The following is an 18287-nucleotide window of genomic DNA, read 5'->3' on the forward strand; positions in this document are numbered from 1 at the left end:
TGAGCAAGGCACAAAAGCACACTTATTTTTTGATCTATCCTTCCTCTCTGTGTACAGAAGGCAAGGATAGAAATATTAAACTCTCACTCTACGCAGCACTGCTCTTACTGTCTTTGTCTGTTATCTGTCAGGCTAAACCGTCGGTTAGACGTTTTATTGTCGAGGTTGGACAGAATTCTGATTTTTCAAGCCAATGCTTTTCTATAAAAAATGACAGACTTACATTGTCAGATAACTTGTCAGACATTGCTGAAACAAATTGCCATGAAGAACCCAATTCATCACCTTATGTAAAACGACACAAACTTGACAGCTACGAGTTGAAAACGCCCCTCATTGAGTCCATTTCGTGCCAATGGCTATACGCTACGAATCTGCTGGTTGCTTATGAACTGATCCTGAACAACAAAGCCCCCCCTATAAACTTAAATCCTTATTTATGGCTGCCTTTAGAAGCGGTTATCACTATCGGTTGGCTTTTAAAAAACTATTGGAAACTCGATTCACCGCTGTATAACCCCATTGAACAACAAGAGGCGAGTCAATCCCTCCCGTTTGCAATCACTGCTATGATGCCCGGCTCTGAACACACCTCGCAGCAAGGCCAGCCATCAGAATCATCCGGCCAGCTTAACCCACAGGCTACCACTAAAATTACAGGCTATTTTAGCAGCCTCCTGTATTCTGACTCTGACTCTGCCGACGGTAACGGAGGCCCTCAACAACACTCACATACCTTGTGTTTAAATTGTTATGTCTATCCTTGTCATGGTCTTTGTCAATTCAAAAAATCTTCCTGTTCGTACAATAGCGGAACGCCGGATTGTGAAGAAAATTCGGCAGGCTACGCAGAAGCTACTCCCGGACAAAGCTCGTACTCTCCTCTGGCCAATAGACACTATCATAATTACAACTCTTTAGACGGGGTCGCCTTAGACGGGGTCGCCTCAGACGGGGTCGCCTCAGACGGGGTCGCCTTTGACTCAATGGTTACAGGGGCAGCCGATGCCACCAGCCCTGCCCAGCAGGCAACTTGCAATGTGATAGTCTTCGGAGAGGATGGTCTGCTCCGACAGTGCGGAAAGGTTTACAAGAATAAAAAAATTCTTTTGTCTCACAAAAGCGGATACCACACCGGGCAAAAAGCCTGTGACGCAATAGTGACTGGGGAGGATAACGAGCCGCGGCTATGCGGAGCGTCCTACCAGAATGCCAAAACTCTGTGGTATCACAAAAGCGTTGCCCACAGTGGGCAACAGACCTGTGTCTTAAGCATGATAGGGGAAAATGGCCAGCAGCGGCCATGTGGGAAAATCTGCGAGAGTATTCGATCTCTGACGGTTCATAAAAGCAGATACCACACCGGACAAAAAACCTGTTGCGTAAACGTTATCTGTGAGGATGGCCAGCAGCGGCCATGTGGAAAGGTATGCATCAATACTGCTGCCCTGATGCATCACAAATCAAAAGAGCATTGCAGGCAACAAACCTGTAGCGTAGCCGTGATCGGGGATGATGGCCAGCTGCAGCCGTGCGGAAGAGTATGCAAGAGTGGTCGATCCCTGTCATCTCACAAAAGCAACGTCCATTCAGGGGAAAAAAACTGTGACATGATAGTGGTTGCTGAGAATGGCCAGAAGCGAGCATGCGGAAAAGTCTGCAAGAATGCTCAAGCCCTCTCGGAGCACAAAAGCAGCAACCACTCCGAGCGGAAAACCTGTGACGTGACCGTGGCTGGAGAGGATGGTCAACAGTGGGCATGCGAGAAGGTCTGCAACAGTGCCAAAGCCCTCCGGGAGCACAAAAGAATATTCCACACCGGGCGACAAACCTGCGACATACCAGTAGTGGGAAAGGATGGTCAGTCACGGCCGTGTGGGAAGGTCTACAACAATGCCAGAGCCATAATGGATCACAGAAGAAGAGTCCACACCGAGAAAAAAAGCTGTGACTCAACAGTAGTCGCAGAGGATGGTCAGCTGCGGCAATGCGGCAAGGTCTGCAAGAATGCTCATGCTCTCTCGCAGCACAAAAGAAGACATCGAAAACGCAAGCCTCTTAATGTGGGCCAGGAAGATGACCTCAGTCCTTTAACTGACACGCACCGTCATGAAGAGATAAAAACACATTTATTTTTTTAATCTATCCTTCATCTCTGTAAACCTGAACACAAGGATAGACTTATTAAATCCTCACTCTTTGCAGCACTTCTGCTAATGTCTTTACTTGCCATCTGCCAGGCCAAACCGTTGACAAGACGTTTTATTGTCGAGTTTGAACAAAATGCAGGTTTTCCAAACCGGAACTTTTCTATAAAGATTGACCGACACACATTGTCGGAAAACCCATCAAATACTGTCGAAATAAACGACTGTCCAGAACCTGATTTACCATCAAATGATATACGACAAAAAACTTACAGTTGCAGAGTAAAAACAACCCTGATTGATTCGATTTCGTGGCAATGGCTTTATACGATAAATCTGCTGGTTGTTTATGAACTGATCCTGACTAGAAGAGACATCTCTTCAAGCTCCAATCTTTATTCATGGGTATCTCCAGAAGCAGTTATCGCTGTCAGCTGGCTTTTAAAAAGCGACTGGAACCCCGATTCATCGCTGTTTAACGCGATTGAAACACAAAAAGCAGTAACTATGTTGACACTGTTGGGTCACCCATTTGCAACCATCACCGCGATGTATGGTTCTGGAAATAGCCAACAACAATCCCGGCCATCAGTATCACCGGGACAGAAAGCACGAAAGACAACAACCCACCGTAAAGGCTCTCTCAATAGCCTCATGATTACAGACTGTGGCGACGGTGATAAATCTCCTCAACGACACCTGCATACTTTAGGTTTAAATTGCTTCATCCATCCCTGTTATGGCGTTTGTCAATTACGACAATTATCCAATAGCAGAGGGTCCGCTGAGTTAGAATACCAGCAGCCCAATGAGTCGTTAACGACTCCGGTGGCGGTGGCAGAAATAAAAATCTACCAATCAGGAGAAACACCCCGACAGGGCTCATGCCCTCATCTGGTTGTTGGATACTGCTTTAGTTGCATGCCCCATTTTAATTTTTTAGACGCTAAAGATTCCCACCAAAACTCACCTTTGGGAACATTGGGTAAAGGTTCAGTCTGTGAAACAGACTCTGCCGGGCAGGCAACCTGTGACGTGATACTGATCGGGAAGGATGGCCAGCAACAACCATGCAGGAAGGTCTTAAAGAATGCCAAATACCTGCAAAAGCATAAAAGAAGCATCCACACCGGACCACAAACCTGCAAGGTAACAATGGTCGCTGAGGATGGTCAGGAGAGATATTGTGGGAAGCTCTGCAAGCATCTTCAAGCTTTGTGGGATCACAAAAGGAGAGACCACTTCAGACCAAAAATCTGCAACGCAAAAGTAGTCACAGCGGTTGGTCAGCAGCAACAGTGTGGGGAAGTCTGCAAGAATGCACGAGCCCTGCTGGATCACATGAAGGTCGAGCACACATGGAAACAAACCTGTAACGAAACCGTTGCCGGAAGGGGTGGCAAGCAGCGGCCATGCGGAAAGACCTTCATCAAAAAAAATGCCCTGTGGCATCACAGAAAAAGACAGCACAGCGGGCAACAGACCTGCAACGTGACCATGATCGGGGGAGATGGCAGACTGCGGCCATGCGGAAAGGTCTGCAAGAGTGTTCAAGCCATGTCCTCTCACAAAAGCAGATACCACGGCTTGCAACGAACCTGTGACGTAACCGTGACCGGGGAGGACGGTCAGCCGTGCCTGTGTGGCGTGGTCTGCAAGAGTGCTAACGCCCTCTCGGATCACAAAAGAAACGAACACACCGGGCAACAAACCTGTGACGCAATCGTGGTCGGGAAGGATGGCCAGAAACGGCCATGTGAGAAGGTCTTCAAGAGTCTTCAAGCTTTTTCGGTTCACAAAAGCAAGTACCACACCGGGCAAAAAATCTGTGACGCAACCGTGATCGGGAAGGATGGTCGGTCGCAGCCATGCAGGAAGACTTGCAAGCATCTTCAGGCACTGTGTTATCACAAAAGAAAAAACCACAGCGGACAACAAACCTTTGACGCAACCTTGATTGAGGAGTACGGCCAGCAGCGGGCGGGCGGGAATGTCTGCAGCAATGCCGCAGCCCCCTTGAACCACAAAAGAAGTCATCGAAAACGCAAGCTTCTTGTGGGCCAGGGCGATGACCTCCTTTCTCAAGAAAGTAAAGTGAAGAAGTAGCTATCTGTTACTTGCCCTTTCAAAAACACATTTATTTTCTTGATCTACCCTTCCTCTCTGTAAATCATAAGGCAAGGATAGAATTATAAAATACTCACGCTCTGCAACACTGCTGTTACTGATATTGTCGTTGTCTGTCTTCTGCCTGGCGAAATCGTTGAAAAAACGTTTTGTGGTCGAGCTTAAACAAAATAAAGATTCTACAAACCCGGGCTTTTCTGTAAAACGTGATCTGGGCATATCGCAGAACAGGCCGTCAGATATTGCCGAAACAAACGGCTATGCCGAACCCGATTTGTCAGTGGATAACTAACAGCACAAACCTGACTGTTACGAGTTGAAAACAACCCTCACTGAGTCGATTTCGTGGCAATGGCTTTGTGCGACGAATCTGCTGGTTGTATATTCTTGATCTATCTTTCATCTCGGTAAACCAGGAATGCAAGGATAGTACTATTAGACTCTCGCGCTTAACAGAAATGCTGCTGCTAATGCTGTTGTCGCCTGTCTTCTGTCAGGCAGAACCGTTGACAAAACGTTTTATTTTCGAGCTTAAAGACAATACAGCTTCTTCAGACCAGAACTTTTCTATAATACGTGACTTGGATACATTGCTGAACAACCCGACTGATATTGTCGAAACAAGCGGCTGTGCAGAACGTGATTTGCCATTGGATAACAAACGACACAGAACTTACAGTTACGATGTGAAAACAACCTTCATTGAGTCGATTTTCTGGCAATGGCTTTACGTGACGAATCTGCTGGTCGCTTTTGAACTGTTCCTGACCACCAAAGACGCCTCTCCAGACTCCAATCCTAATTCATGGCTACTTTTAGACGCAGTTATTGCTGCAGGTTGGCTTTTTAAAAGCGATTGGAGCCCTGATTCGGCACTTTTTAACCCTATTGGACAACAGGCGGCATCTAAGTTGAAACGGGTGGATCTTTCGCTTGCGATCACCACCATGATGCCTGGCTCTGAACATGGCCCACAAAGAGGCCAACCACCTGAATCTTCCGACCAACAAACCCCACAGGCCATCAGCTGCGCTACAGGCTATTTCACTCATCTCTTTTGTTCTAACTCTGGCGACGGTAACGAAAGCCCTCAACAACACTCACATACTTTGGGTTTAAATTGTTTTGTCTATCCCTGTAATGCCGTTTGTCAATTCCGAAAATCTTCAGATTCATCCGATAGCGCAGCGCTGGAATGTGAAGGAAGTTCGACAGACTACACAGGAGCCATACCCGGACAAAGCACATACTCCCATCTGACCAATGCACAGTGTAATAGCTGCAACTCTGAAGACGGGGTCGCCTTAGACGGGGTCGCCCCTGACTTATTGGCTACAGGGGCAGCCCATAGAACGAAACCTGCCGGGCAAAAAGCCTGCAACCTGGTCTTGATCGGTGAGGATGGCCAACTGCTGCAATGCGGAAAGGTCTTCAAGAACACACAATCTCTGTCGTCTCATAAAAGCACATATCATACCGGGCAAAAAACCTGTGACGTATGTGTGGTCGCGGAAGATGGCCAGCTGCGAACATGCGGGAAAATCTTACGGAACGTCAAAAGCCTTAATTATCACAAAAAGAGATACCACACCAAGCAAGAAACCTGTGATGTGACTCTGGTTGGAGTGGATGGCCAGCAGCGGCTGTGCGGGAAAGTCTGCAAGAGTGCTCTGTCTCTGACGGTTCATAAAAGCACAGTCCACACCGGGCAAAAAACCTGTAGCGTAGCTGTGGTCGGGGAGGGTGGCCAACAGCGGCCATGCGGGAAGATCTGCAAGAATGCTCAAGCCCTGTACGATCACAAAAAAAGCAACCACAGCGGGCAAAAAAACTGTAACGTAACTGTGGTCGGGGTGGATGGACAGCAACGATCATGTGGAAAGGTTTGCAAGAGTGCCAGAACCCTGACAATTCACAAAAGCAAAGACCACAGCGAGGAACGAGCCTGTAACAGGACCGTGGTCACGGAAGATGGCCAGCAGCTGACATGTGGTAAGATCTGCAAGAATCTTCAAACTCTGTCTTATCACAAAAGAAAAGACCACACTGGACGACAGACCTGCAACGCAATCGTGATTGGAGAGGATGGCCAGTCGCGGCCATGCGGTATGACCTGCAAGAATGTTGTAAACATGGAAGCTCACAGAAGAAGCTTCCATACCAGGCAACAAACCTGTGACGTGGCAGTCATCGGCCAACCGCAGCCCTGCAGTAAGGTCTGCAGGAATGCTCGAGCCCTGTCTGATCACAAAAGCAAATTCCACACTGGGCAACAAACCTGTACTGTGGCAGTAGTTGGGAAGGATGGTCAGCAGCAGCCATGTGGGACGGTCTTTAAGAATACTCATGCCCTTTGGGATCACAAAAGCAGAATCCACAGCGGGCAAAAAACCTGTGACTTAAGCGTGATCGGAGAAGATGGCCAGCAGCTGCCATGCGGGAAAGTCTACAAAAATGCCGAGGCCCTGAGGAGTCACAAAAAAATCCATCGAAAACGCAAATCTGTTGATGTGGTTCGCGATAGTGACCCCAGACCTTAAACTGACACCCGCAACTCATGAAGAAGATACAAAAACACCTTTATATTCTTGATCTATCCTTCTCCTTTGTAAACCAGGAGGCAAGGATAGAATTATTAAACTCTCACGCTTTGCAACGCTGCTGTTGCTGATACTGTCATTATCTGTCTTCTGTCAGACCGAACCGTTGACAGAACGTTTTATTGCCGGAACAAACGACCGTACAGTGTCCGATTTGCCATTGGATGACAAACGACACAGACCTTTCAATTACGGGATAAAAATAAACTTCATTGACTCGATTTCGTGGCAATGGCTTTACGCGGTGAATCTGCTGGTTACTTATCAACTGATCCTGACCAGCAAAGACGCCTCTTTAAGCTCCAATCTTTATCCATGGCTATCTGCAGAAGCGATTATCGTTGTCGGTTGGCTTTTAAAAAGCAATCGGTGCCCTGATTCAGCGCTGTTTAAGCCTCTTGAACAACAGGCGACATTTATGTTGACAGAGGTTAATCTCTCGTTTGCGATCAACACTATGATGCCTGGCTCTGAAAATAACCCACAACAAGGTTTATCATCAGAATCGCCCGGCCAGCAAGCCCCTCAAGCCATCAACTGCCCTGTAGGCTATTTCGCTCGTCTCTTTTATTCAGACTCTGGGGACGGTAACGAAAACCCTCAACAACAGTCACATACTTTGGGTTTAAATTGTTTCGTCTATCCCTGTAATGGCTTTTGTCAATTCCGAAGTTCTTTAGATTCATCCGTTAGCTTAGCGCTGGAATATGGAGAAAGTTCAGCAGACCACACAAGAGCAAACCCCGGACAAACTTCATACCCCGATTTGGCTAATACACAATGTTATCGTTGGAACTCTTCAGACGGGGTCGCTATAGACTCACTGGCTGCAGGGACAGCCCATACAACGAAACCTCTCGGGCGAAATGCCTGCAACGTGATCGTTGTCCGGCAGGATGGCCAGCAACTGCCGTGCGGGAAGGTCTTCAAGAGTGTTAAATCTCTGTCAGTTCATAAAAGCTCATACCACACCGGGCAAAAAGACTGTAACGTAACTGTGGTCGGGGAGAATGACCAGCTGCGACCATGCGGAAGGCTCTTCCAGAACGCCAAGAGCCTGTATTATCACAAAAAGCGATACCACACCGAGCAAACAAACTGTGATGTAACCGTGGTTGGGGAAGATGGCCAGCAGCGTTTCTGTGGGGAGGTCTGCAAGAGTGCTCAATCTCTGTGGACCCATAAAAGCATACACCACACAGGGCAAAAATCCTGTGACGTAACTGTGATCGGAGAGAATGGCCAGCTGCAACCGTGCGGGCAAGTCCTTCAGAACGCCAGATGCCTGATTTATCACAAAAAGAGATATCACGGCGTACAACAAAACTGTGACGTGGCAGTAATCAGGGAAGATGGCCAGCAGTGGCCATGTGGGACGTTCTGTAAGAATGCTCAAGCCCTATCGGTTCATAAAAGCAGATACCACACCGGGCAACAAACCTGTAACAAGGCGGTAGCCGGGGAGGGTGGTCAGCAGCGGCCATGCGGAAAGGTCTTGAATAGTATCCAAGCCCTGTGGGAGCACAAAAGCAAAATCCACAGCGGGCAAAAAACCTGTGACCTGAACATGGTTGGAGAGGATGGTCAGCAAAGACCATGCGGAACGGTTTGCAAGAATGCCAAAGCCTTGGCGAATCACAAAAGAAGAGGCCACCGCAGGCAAAAAAACCGCTACGAGACAGTGGTCAGGGAAGATGGTCAGCAGCAATCATGCAGGAAGGTCTGCAAGAATATTCATGGCCTGTCGAGTCACAATAGAAGACATCGAAAACGCAGGCTTTTTAATATGGACCTGGACGATGACCCCAATCCTTGAAATGAAACCGGCTCTTTCATGAAAAAGACGAAAAAACACTTATTTTCTTGATCTATCTTTCGTTTCTGTATGACGGAAGGCAAGGATAGAATTATTAAACACTCACTTTTTGCAACACTGCTGTCACTGTCGTTGTCTGTCATCTGCCAGACTAAACCGTTGACAAGAACTTTTATTGCCGAGCTTGAGCAAAATTCAGATTTTCCAAAGCAGAAATTTTCTATAACAAAAGATTGCCGTACATTGTTGGACAACCCATCAGACATTGTCGACATAAACGGCTATCCAGAACCTGATTCGCCGACGAATGACAAACGATACAGCACATTCAGTTACACGCTGAAAACAACCTTCATTGAGCCGATTTCGTGGCAATGGCCTTACGCCACGAATCTGCTGGTAGCTTTTGAACTGATCCTGACCACCAGAGACGCCTCTCCAGTCTACAACACTTATTCATGGCTACCTGTAGAAGCGTTTATCGCTGTCGGCTGGCTTTTAAAAAGCGACTGGAACCCTGATTCACCGCTGCTCAATTCTTTTAGACGACAGTATTTATCTATGTTGTCGCAGGGAGATCACCTGTCTGCGATCACCACTATGATGCCTGGCTCTGAACGTGATCAATCACAAGCAAAGCCCTCAGAATCATCCATCCAACAAGCCCCACAAATCACAACCTACCCTATAGGCTATTTCACCAGTCTTCTGTATTCTGACTTTGATGACGGTAACGAAGCCCCTCAACAACACTCACATACTTTGGGTTTAAATTGTTTCGTCCATCCCTGTAATGATGTTTGTCAATTCGGAAAACCTTCAGATTCATCCGGTAGCGGAGCGCTGGAATATCAAGAAAGTTCGGCAGACCACACAGGCGCACCACCCGAACAAAGCTCATACCCCCATCAGACCAATGCACAGTTTGATAGCTGCGCCTCTACAAAAGGGGTCGCCTTAGACGGGGTGATCATAGACAGGCTCGCCCTTAACTCAAAGGGTACTGATGTAGCCGATACAATTAATCCACCCCGGCAAACAATCTGCAGAGAGTTATTAGTCGGGAAGGATTCTCAACCGCGGCAATGCGGGAAGGCCTTTAAGAATGAAAGATTACTTTCATCTCACAAAAGCGGATACCATACCGGGCAAAAAACCTGTGAGCTAACCCTGGCTGGGGAGGACGGACAACGGCGGTCATGCGGGAAGGTCTGCAAGACTGCTCAAGCCCTGTACTATCACAAAAAAAGCGTCCACAGCGAGCAAAAAACCTGTGGCTTTAGTATGGTCGGAGAGGATGGCCAGAAGCAGGTATGCGCCATAGTCTGCAAGAATGTTCAATCTCTTGCGAATCACAAAAAGCAAAAACACTGCGGGGAACAAACCTGTAGAGTAACCGTAGTCACAGAGGATGGCCTGCAGCAACCATGCGGGAAGATCTACAAGAATTTTCAGGCTCTGTTTTATCACAAAAGAAAAGAGCACACCGGTATACAGACCTGTAACATAACCGTGGTTGGAGAGGATGGCCAGTCGCGGGCATGCGCTATGACCTACAAGAATGTCGCAGCCTTTGGGACTCACAGGAGCATCTACCATACCGGGCAACAAACCTGTGACGAGACATTAGTCGGGAAGGATGTTCAGCAAAGGCCATGCGGGACGGTCTGCAAGAATGCTCTAGCCCTCCGGATTCACAAAAGCAAAGTCCACAGCGGGCAAAAAACTTGTGATATGGCAGTGGTCGGAAAGGATGGTCAGCAGCGGTCATGTGGGAGAGTTTTTAAGAGTGCCCATACCCTGTGGGATCACAAAAGCAAAATGCACAGCGGGCAAAAAACCTGTGACGCAACGGTGGTCGGGGAGGATGGACAGCAAAGAGCATGCGGAACGGTTTGCAATAATGCCAGAGCCCTGACAAACCACAAAAGAAGAGACCATAGCGGGCCAAAAGCCTGTGAAGTGACAGTGGTCGGGAAGGATAGTCAGAAGCGGTTGTGCGGGAAGATCTGCGAAAATGTCCAAGCCCTGTCGAATCACAAAAGAATTCATCGAAAACGCAATCCTGCTGATGTGGATCGGGAAGATGAGCTCAATCCTTGAGCTGAAACCCGCTACTAAAAAAAACACAAAATCCTTTATATTCTTGATCTCTCCTTTCTCTCTGTGACCAGAAGACAAGGATAGAATTATTAAACTCTCACGCTTTGCAACAATGCTGTTGTTTATGCTGTCGTTGTCTGTTTTCTGTCAGATAGAACCGTTGACAAAGCAATTCATTGTCGAACTTAAACAGAATACAGGTTCCTCAAACCAGAGATTTTCTATAAAACCTGACCTGAACACATTGCTGAACAACCCGTCAGATATTGCCGAAACTTACGGCTATGAAGGATCCGGTTTGCCATCGGGTGAAAAACGACACAAACCTGACAGTTACGGATTCAAAACAACCTTCATTGAGTCGATTTCGTGGCAATGGCTTTGCACCACGAATCTGCTGGTTGCTTATCGACTGATTCTGACCACCAAAGGCACCCTTTTAAGCTCCAAGCTTTATTAATGGGTACCTTTAGAAGCGGTTATCGCTGTGGATTGGCTTTTAAAGAACTATTGGAACCCCGATTCACCGCTGCTTAATCCTCTTGAACAACAGACCTCACCTGTGCTGACACGGGGAGTTCACCCTTTTGCGATCATCACTATGATGTCTGGCTCTGAACGAAGCCAACCGCAAGGCCAGCTATCAAAATCATCCGGCAAACAAGCCCTGCAAACCACCACCTGCCCAAAAGCCTATTTCACTCATCTTCTTTATCCTGACCCTGGTGACGGTGCCCCCTATACAACACTCACATACTTTAGGTTTAAATTGTTCTATCTATCCCTGTTATGGCGTTTGTCAATTCCGACAATCTTCCCACTCATCCGATAGCGGAGCATTCAACTCAGGAGAGAGCTCAACAGACTCCCCAGAGTCAACAACCGAACCGAACTGTGCTCCTACTTGTTCGATAGATACCTCCATAGCTGTAAATCTGAAGATAAGGCCAGCTGAAACTTGGGTGCAGCTGCCGCCGATACAGTTACTCCTGCCGGACAAGCAACCTGCAACTTGATCACGTTCTGCAGATGTGGCCAGCTAATGCAATGCGGGAGGATCTTCAAGAATAAAAAAACACTGCTCTCTCACAAAAGTAACTATCACGCCGGGCGAAGAACCTGTAACGTCACTATGGTCGGGGAAGATGGCCTACAACGGCCGTGCATAGTTGTTAGGAAGGATGATCTGCCGCGACCATGCGCAAAGGCTTACTCGAATACTAAAGCCTTATCAACTCATAAAAGCGGACACCATACCGGGTAACGAACCTGTGACTTTACCTTAGTCGGGGAAGATGGCCGGTTGCGATCATGCGGGGCGGTCTGCAAAAATGCCCTGCCCCTGTCGAAGCACAGAAAGATCCATCGAAAACGCAAGCCTTTTGATGTGAATTTAGACCATGACCTTAATCCTTGAACGGAAAACTGCGCTTTCATGAGGAAGTTACAAAAACACACTTATATTCTTGATCTATCTTTCCTTTCTGTATGACAAGAGGCAAGAATAGAATTATTAAACACTCACTCTTTGTAGTACTGATGCTGCTGTCTTTATCTGTCATCATCCGGGCCAATCCATTAACAAGACGATTTATTGTCGAGCTTGAACACAATACAGATTCTCCAAACCAGAACTTTTCTATAAAGCCTGACTGGCATATTTTGTCAGACAACCTGTCAGACATTGCCGAAAAAAAAGACTATACAGAGACCGCTTTGTCATCAGATGACAAACGACACAGACCTAACGACTACGGGGTAACAACGCCCTTTATTGGATCGATTTCGTGGCAATGGCTTTACGCGACAAATCTCCTGGTTGCTTACGAACTTATCCTGACCACCGGAAACAACCGTGAAAGCTCCCACCATTGTTCATGGGTACCTGTAGAAGCGGCTATCGCTGTCGGTCAGCTTTTAAAAAGCTATTGGAACCCGTATTCACCGCTGTTTAATCCGATTGAACCAAGAGAGACGAGTGAAAACCACACGTTTGCAATCACCACTATGATGCATGGTTCTATAGATGACCAACAACAAGGCCAGCCATCGAAATCATCAGGCCAGCAAGCCCCACAAGTAACTACCCATTCTGCAGGCTCGTTCAATCATTTCCTTTATTCTGACTCTGGTGAAGGTAACCAAAGCCCACAGCAACACTCACATACCTTGGGTTTGAATTGTTTCGTCCATCCCTGCAACGGCCTTTGTCAATTTCTACAACCTTCCGATTCATCCGATAGCGGAGCAATCAAATCAGTAAAAATCTCGAAAGACTACACAGGAGCCACACCCAAACCAAGATCATGTCCCCATTTAGACAATAGACACTGCTATAGTTGTAATTCTGCAAATGGGGTCGCCTCAAACCCGCTGGCTGCAGGAACAGCCAATACAGCTCCCGCACCAGCAGGGCTAGCAACCTGCAACGTGATAGTGTTCAGGGAAGGTGGCCAGTTAATACAATGCGGGAAGATCTGCAAGACTAAGAGATCACTGTCCTCTCACAAAAGCAACTACCACACCGGGCAAAAAACCTGTTACATGACCATGGTCGGGGAAGATGGCCTGCAGCGATCATGCGGGAGGATCTGCAAGAATGCTCAAACTCTGTCGGATCACAAAAAAAGCGTCCATACCGGACAACAAATCTGTGACGTAACCCTGGTTAGAGAGGATGGCCAGTCTCGCCAATGTGGAGCGGTCCGCAAAAGCGCTAAAGCCCTGTCGGATCACAAAAGCAAATACCATACGGGACAGAGAACCTGTGAAGTAAAAATGGTCGGGGAGGATGGCATTCAGCGAATATGCGGGATGGTTTGCAAGAGTGCTCAGAACCTGTTGGATCACAAAAGAAGAAACCACACCGGGCAAAAAATCTGTGACGCGACCGTGGTCGGGGAGAATGGTCAGCAATGCCGATGCGGAAAGGTCTGCAAGAGTGCTAAAGCCTTGGTAAATCACAAAAGAGTAGACCACAGCGGACAAAAAACTTGTGACGAGACCGTGGTCGGAAAGGATGGTCAGCAGCGGCCATGTGGGACAACCTGCAAGAATGCTGCAGCTCTTTCGACTCACAAAAGCAGTTTCCACAGAGGGCAAAAAACCTGTGACCTGACCGTGGTCGGGGAGGATGGTCAGCAGCTGCGATGCGGGACAACCTTAAAGAATGCTAAAGCCCTGTACGCTCACAAAAGAGCACATCGAAAACGCAAGCCTGTTGATGAGAATTGAGACGATGACCTTCATCCTTGAATGGACACCTGCCCTTTTAGAGGGTGTCGCAAAACTCTCTCCAACGTGCGAACGAGTTGACTCTCGTCATTCCCGACTTCATTCTCGTCATTCCCGACTTCATTCTCGTCATTCCCGACTTCATTCTCGTCATTCCCGACTTCATTCTCGTCATTCCCGCGAAGGCGGGAATCCACACTGATTCACCACCAGAACCATACTGCCCGGCGCCCCCTGGCCTTGTCATCCCCGAGAAGGCAGAGATCCACCGTTGGCGCTGAATTCCCGCCTTCGCGGGAATGACGACCTCAGAGCATGGGAACGAGCTATTGGAGTTTTGCGACACCCTCTTTATGAGGAAGACACAAAAACAATTGTCTTGATCTATCCTTCCTCTCTGTATTCCAGAAGACAGGGATAGAATTATTAAACACTCACTCTGTGCAACACTGCTGTTGATATCGTTGTCTGTTATCTGTCATGCCAAACCATCTACAGAACGATTTATTGTCGAGCTTGAACAGAATGCTTATTTTACAAACGAGAGCATTTCTATAAGGTCTGCCTACCACACTCTGTTGGACAACCTGTCAGCAGTTTATAAACGACAAAGAACTGACAGTTACGAGGTCAAAACGCCCCTTATTGAATCGATTTCGTGGCAATCTTTTTACGCCACGAATCTGCTGGTTGCTTATGAACTCATCCTTACCCCCAGAGACACCCGTCCGGGCTCCCACCACTGTTCCTGGATACCTATAGAAGTGGTTATCGCTATCGGCCAGCTTTTAAAAAACTATTGGAACCCGGATTTACCATTGTTTAACCCGGCTGGACAACAAGAGTCGAGTGAAAATCACACGTTTGCGATCACTACAGCGTTGCCCGATGCTAGAAATGACCAACAACAAGGCCAGCCATCAGAATCATCCGACCAGCAATCCCGGCAAGTCCCCCCCCACCCTATAGGCTATTCCAACCATCTCCTTTATTCTGATTCTGGTGACGGAAACGAAGGCCCTCAACAATACTCACATACTATGGGTTTAAATTGTTTCGTCCTTCCCTGTCATGGCGTTTGTCAATTCCGACAATCTTGCGACTCTTCCGGTAGCGGAGCACTCAACTCAGTAGCAAGCTCGGCAGACTCCACAGGAGCAACAGCCGAGCCTGGATCATGCCCCTATTTGACCAGCAGACACTGTTATAGTTGCAACTCTGTAGCCGGGGTCGCCTCATACTCAATGGCTACCGGGGCAGTCGATTTAACGCCCCCTGCAGGGCAAGCAAACTGCAATGTTGTAGTGTTTAGCGAAGGTGGTCAGATACGGCAATGCGGGAAGGTCTGCAAGAATGAAAAAGCACTGTCCAGTCATAAAAGAAACTACCACTGCGGGCAACAAATCTGTAACCTGACCCTGGTCAGTGAAGATGGCCAGCAACAGCAATGCGGAAAGGTCTGCAAGACTGTTAAAGCCCTGTCGAATCACAAATACAAAAAACACAGCGGACAAAAAACCTGTGAAGTAAAAATGGTCGGGGAGGATGGCCAGCAGCGGTCATGCGCAAGAATCTTCAGGAACGCTGAATCTCTGTCGAATCACAAATGCAAAAAACACAGCGGACTAAAAACCTGTGAAGTAAAAATGGTCGGGGAGGATGGCCAGCAGCAGTCGTGCGGAACAATCTTCAGGAACGCTCAATCTCTGTCGAATCATAAACGCATCGTCCACGGCGGGCAAAAAATCTGTGACTGGAAAGTACTCGGTGAGAATGGCAAGCTGCGGCCATGCGGGCAGGTCTGCAATAATGTTCTAAATCTGTCGAATCACAAAAGAAAGGCTCACTCGGGGCAAAAAATCTGTGACGTAACCGTGCTTGGGAAGGATAGCCAGCAGCGGCCATGCGGAAAGGTCCTCAAGAACGCAGGATCACTGTCGACTCACAAAAGCCTCATCCACAGCGGGTATAGAACCTGTGATGTAAAAGTAGCTGAGGAGGATGGCATTCAGCGACTATGCGGTTCGATCTGCAGTAATACTCGAGCCCTCTTGAGTCACAAAAGCAAAGTCCACAGCGGGCAAAAAACCTGTAACGTGGTCATAAACGGGAAGGATGGCCAACGACGGCGATGTGGGATGACCTGCAAGAATCATTCAGTCCTGTGGGATCATAAAAGAAGAGACCACTTCGGGCAAAAAACCTGCAGCATGACCGTGACCGGGAAAGATGGTCAGCAGGGACCTTCTGGAAAGGTCTGCAAAAATGCCATAGACCTGTCAAATCACAAAAGAACACATCGAAAACGCAAGCCTGTTGATGTGAATTAAAACGATGACCTTAATCCTTGATAGGACACTCGCCCTTTCACAAGGAGAATACAAAAACACACTTATTGTCTTGATCTATCCTTTCTCTCTGTACCCCAGAAGGCAAGGATAGAATTATTAAATGTTCACTTTTTGCAGCACTGCTGTTGCTGTCGTTGTCCATCATTTGCCAGGCCAGGCCATTGACAAGACGATTTATTGTCGAGCTTGAACAGAATGCTGATTTTCCTGACCAGCACTTTTCTATAAAACATGACTGGCATACATTGTCGGACAGCCCTTCAGACATTGTCGACAAACAAGGCTGTGCAGAGCACGGCTTGCCATCGCATAAAAAACGACATAAATCTTACAGTTGCGCAGTAAAAACCACCTTCATTGAGTCGATTTCGTGGCAATGGCTTTACACTACGAATCTGTTGATTGCTTATGAACTGATCCTGACCATCAAAAACAACTCTCCACACCCAAACCCTTATTCATGGCTGCCTCTAGAAGCAGTTATCACCGTCAGCTGGCTTTTAAAAAGCTATTGGAACCCCAATTCGCCGCTGTTTAACCTGATTGAACAAAAAAAGGCAATGCAAGAACACCCCTTTGCGATCACCACTATGATGGCTGGCTCTGAACATGACCCACAACAAACAACACCATCAGAATCGTCCGGCCAGTCAGTCCCACAGGCCATCACCTTCCCTAAAGGCTATTTCACTCAACTTCTTTATTCTGACTCTGCCGATGGTAACGAAAACCCTCAACAACACTCACATACTTTGGGTCTGAATTGTTTCCTCCACCCCTGTAATGACGTTTGCCAATTCCGACAATCTTCGGATTCATCTCCTGGCGAAGTGCTGGATTGTGAAAAAAGTTCAGCAGACCACACAGGAGCAACACCAGAACAGGGCTCATGCTCTCATTTGGCAAGTACACACTGTTATCGTTGCAACTCTAAAGACGGGCTTGCCTCAGTCTCAGAAGATACAGGGGAAGCCCATACAACTGACACTGCCGGGCAAACAACCTGCAACGTGATAGTGCCCGGGAAGAATGGCCAACAACGACCATGCGGGAAAGTCTGCAAGAATGCTCGAGCCCTGTCGGTTCACAAAAGAAAAATACACTCCGGGCAACAAACCTGTAATGAGACCGTGGCCGGGAAAGATGGCCAGCTGCGGCCATGTGGGAAGGTCTACAAGTGTGCTAAAGCCCTGTCGGGACACAAAGCCAAATACCACACCGGGCAAAAAACCTGTGTCGTAATAGTAGTCAGGGAGGATGGCCAGAAGCACCCGTGCGGGAAGATCTACAAGTGTGCTCAAGCACTGTCGGATCACAAAGCCAAATACCACACCGGGCAAAAAACCTGTGTCTTGACAGTAGTCAGGGAGGATGGTCAACCACGGCCATGCGGGAGGGTCTGCAAGAATTCTCAAGCCCTGATGGATCACAAAAGAAAAGTTCACACCGGACAACAAACCTGTGACGTGACCGTGGTCACGGAACATGGCCAGCAGCGACCGTGCGGGAAGGTCTGCAAGAATGCTCAATCTCTTTCGAGTCACAAAAGCAAAGTCCACAGCGGGCAACAAACCTGTGACTTGATCGAGGTCGGGAAGGATGGTGAGCAGCAGGCATGCGGCAAGGTATTCAAGAATACTAACTCTCTGTCAACTCACAAAACTATATACCACACCGGGCAAAAAACCTGCAGCATGACCGTGATCGGGGAAGATGGCCAGCAACGACCGTGTCGGAAGGTCTGCAAAAATGCCATAGACCTGTCAAATCACAAAAGAACACATCGAAAACGCAGGCCTGTTGATGTGAATTAAAACGATGACCTTAATCCTTGATAGGACACTCGCCCTTTCACAAGGAGAATACAAAAACAGACTTATTGTCTTGATCTATCCTTCCTCTCTGTGTA

14 protein-coding genes are annotated in these 18287 nt (G+C 47.8%); all 14 read left to right on the forward strand.

Annotation, left to right across the window (positions count from 1 at the left end; translation table 11 throughout):
- Positions 1 to 29 precede the first annotated feature (29 nt).
- A complete protein-coding gene (locus P6910_RS20640) occupies positions 30 to 2141 on the forward strand; it encodes a hypothetical protein (protein ID WP_317143137.1) in 2112 nt (703 codons plus the stop codon).
- A gap of 75 nt (positions 2142 to 2216) precedes the next feature.
- Positions 2217 to 4253, forward strand: coding sequence for a hypothetical protein (locus P6910_RS20645; protein WP_317143138.1), 2037 nt, complete (start codon positions 2217 to 2219; stop codon positions 4251 to 4253).
- A gap of 157 nt (positions 4254 to 4410) precedes the next feature.
- A complete protein-coding gene (locus P6910_RS20650; RefSeq protein ID WP_317143139.1) occupies positions 4411 to 4566 on the forward strand; it encodes a hypothetical protein in 156 nt (51 codons plus the stop codon).
- A 178-nt stretch (positions 4567 to 4744) separates the two neighbouring features.
- Positions 4745 to 6814 (forward strand): hypothetical protein, encoded by a 2070-nt coding sequence (locus tag P6910_RS20655; RefSeq protein ID WP_317143140.1) that lies wholly within the window; start codon positions 4745 to 4747, stop codon positions 6812 to 6814.
- A gap of 166 nt (positions 6815 to 6980) precedes the next feature.
- A complete protein-coding gene (locus tag P6910_RS20660) occupies positions 6981 to 8690 on the forward strand; it encodes a hypothetical protein (RefSeq protein WP_317143141.1) in 1710 nt (569 codons plus the stop codon).
- A 69-nt stretch (positions 8691 to 8759) separates the two neighbouring features.
- Positions 8760 to 10793, forward strand: a complete 2034-nt coding sequence (locus tag P6910_RS20665; RefSeq protein WP_317143142.1) for a hypothetical protein — start codon at positions 8760 to 8762, stop codon at positions 10791 to 10793.
- Positions 10794 to 10905: 112 nt separating this feature from the next.
- A complete protein-coding gene (locus P6910_RS20670; RefSeq protein WP_317143143.1) occupies positions 10906 to 11253 on the forward strand; it encodes a hypothetical protein in 348 nt (115 codons plus the stop codon).
- Between the two features lie 27 nt (positions 11254 to 11280).
- A complete protein-coding gene (locus tag P6910_RS20675) occupies positions 11281 to 11625 on the forward strand; it encodes a hypothetical protein (RefSeq protein ID WP_317143144.1) in 345 nt (114 codons plus the stop codon).
- Between the two features lie 126 nt (positions 11626 to 11751).
- A complete protein-coding gene (locus tag P6910_RS20680; protein WP_317143145.1) occupies positions 11752 to 12057 on the forward strand; it encodes a hypothetical protein in 306 nt (101 codons plus the stop codon).
- 275 nt (positions 12058 to 12332) lie between these two features.
- Positions 12333 to 14027, forward strand: a complete 1695-nt coding sequence (locus P6910_RS20685; RefSeq protein WP_317143146.1) for a hypothetical protein — start codon at positions 12333 to 12335, stop codon at positions 14025 to 14027.
- 44 nt (positions 14028 to 14071) lie between these two features.
- Entirely contained in the window at positions 14072 to 14308 is a 237-nt protein-coding gene (locus P6910_RS20690; RefSeq protein WP_317143147.1) for a hypothetical protein, read from the forward strand.
- Positions 14299 to 14448 (forward strand): hypothetical protein, encoded by a 150-nt coding sequence (locus P6910_RS20695; RefSeq protein ID WP_317143148.1) that lies wholly within the window; start codon positions 14299 to 14301, stop codon positions 14446 to 14448. Before P6910_RS20690 ends, P6910_RS20695 begins: the two co-directional genes overlap by 10 nt.
- A gap of 43 nt (positions 14449 to 14491) precedes the next feature.
- Positions 14492 to 16357 (forward strand): hypothetical protein, encoded by a 1866-nt coding sequence (locus tag P6910_RS20700; RefSeq protein WP_317143149.1) that lies wholly within the window; start codon positions 14492 to 14494, stop codon positions 16355 to 16357.
- A 155-nt stretch (positions 16358 to 16512) separates the two neighbouring features.
- Positions 16513 to 18192 (forward strand): hypothetical protein, encoded by a 1680-nt coding sequence (locus P6910_RS20705; protein ID WP_317143150.1) that lies wholly within the window; start codon positions 16513 to 16515, stop codon positions 18190 to 18192.
- Positions 18193 to 18287 lie beyond the last annotated feature (95 nt).

This window comes from Endozoicomonas sp. 8E, assembly GCF_032883915.1.
GTDB lineage: Bacteria > Pseudomonadota > Gammaproteobacteria > Pseudomonadales > Endozoicomonadaceae > Endozoicomonas_A.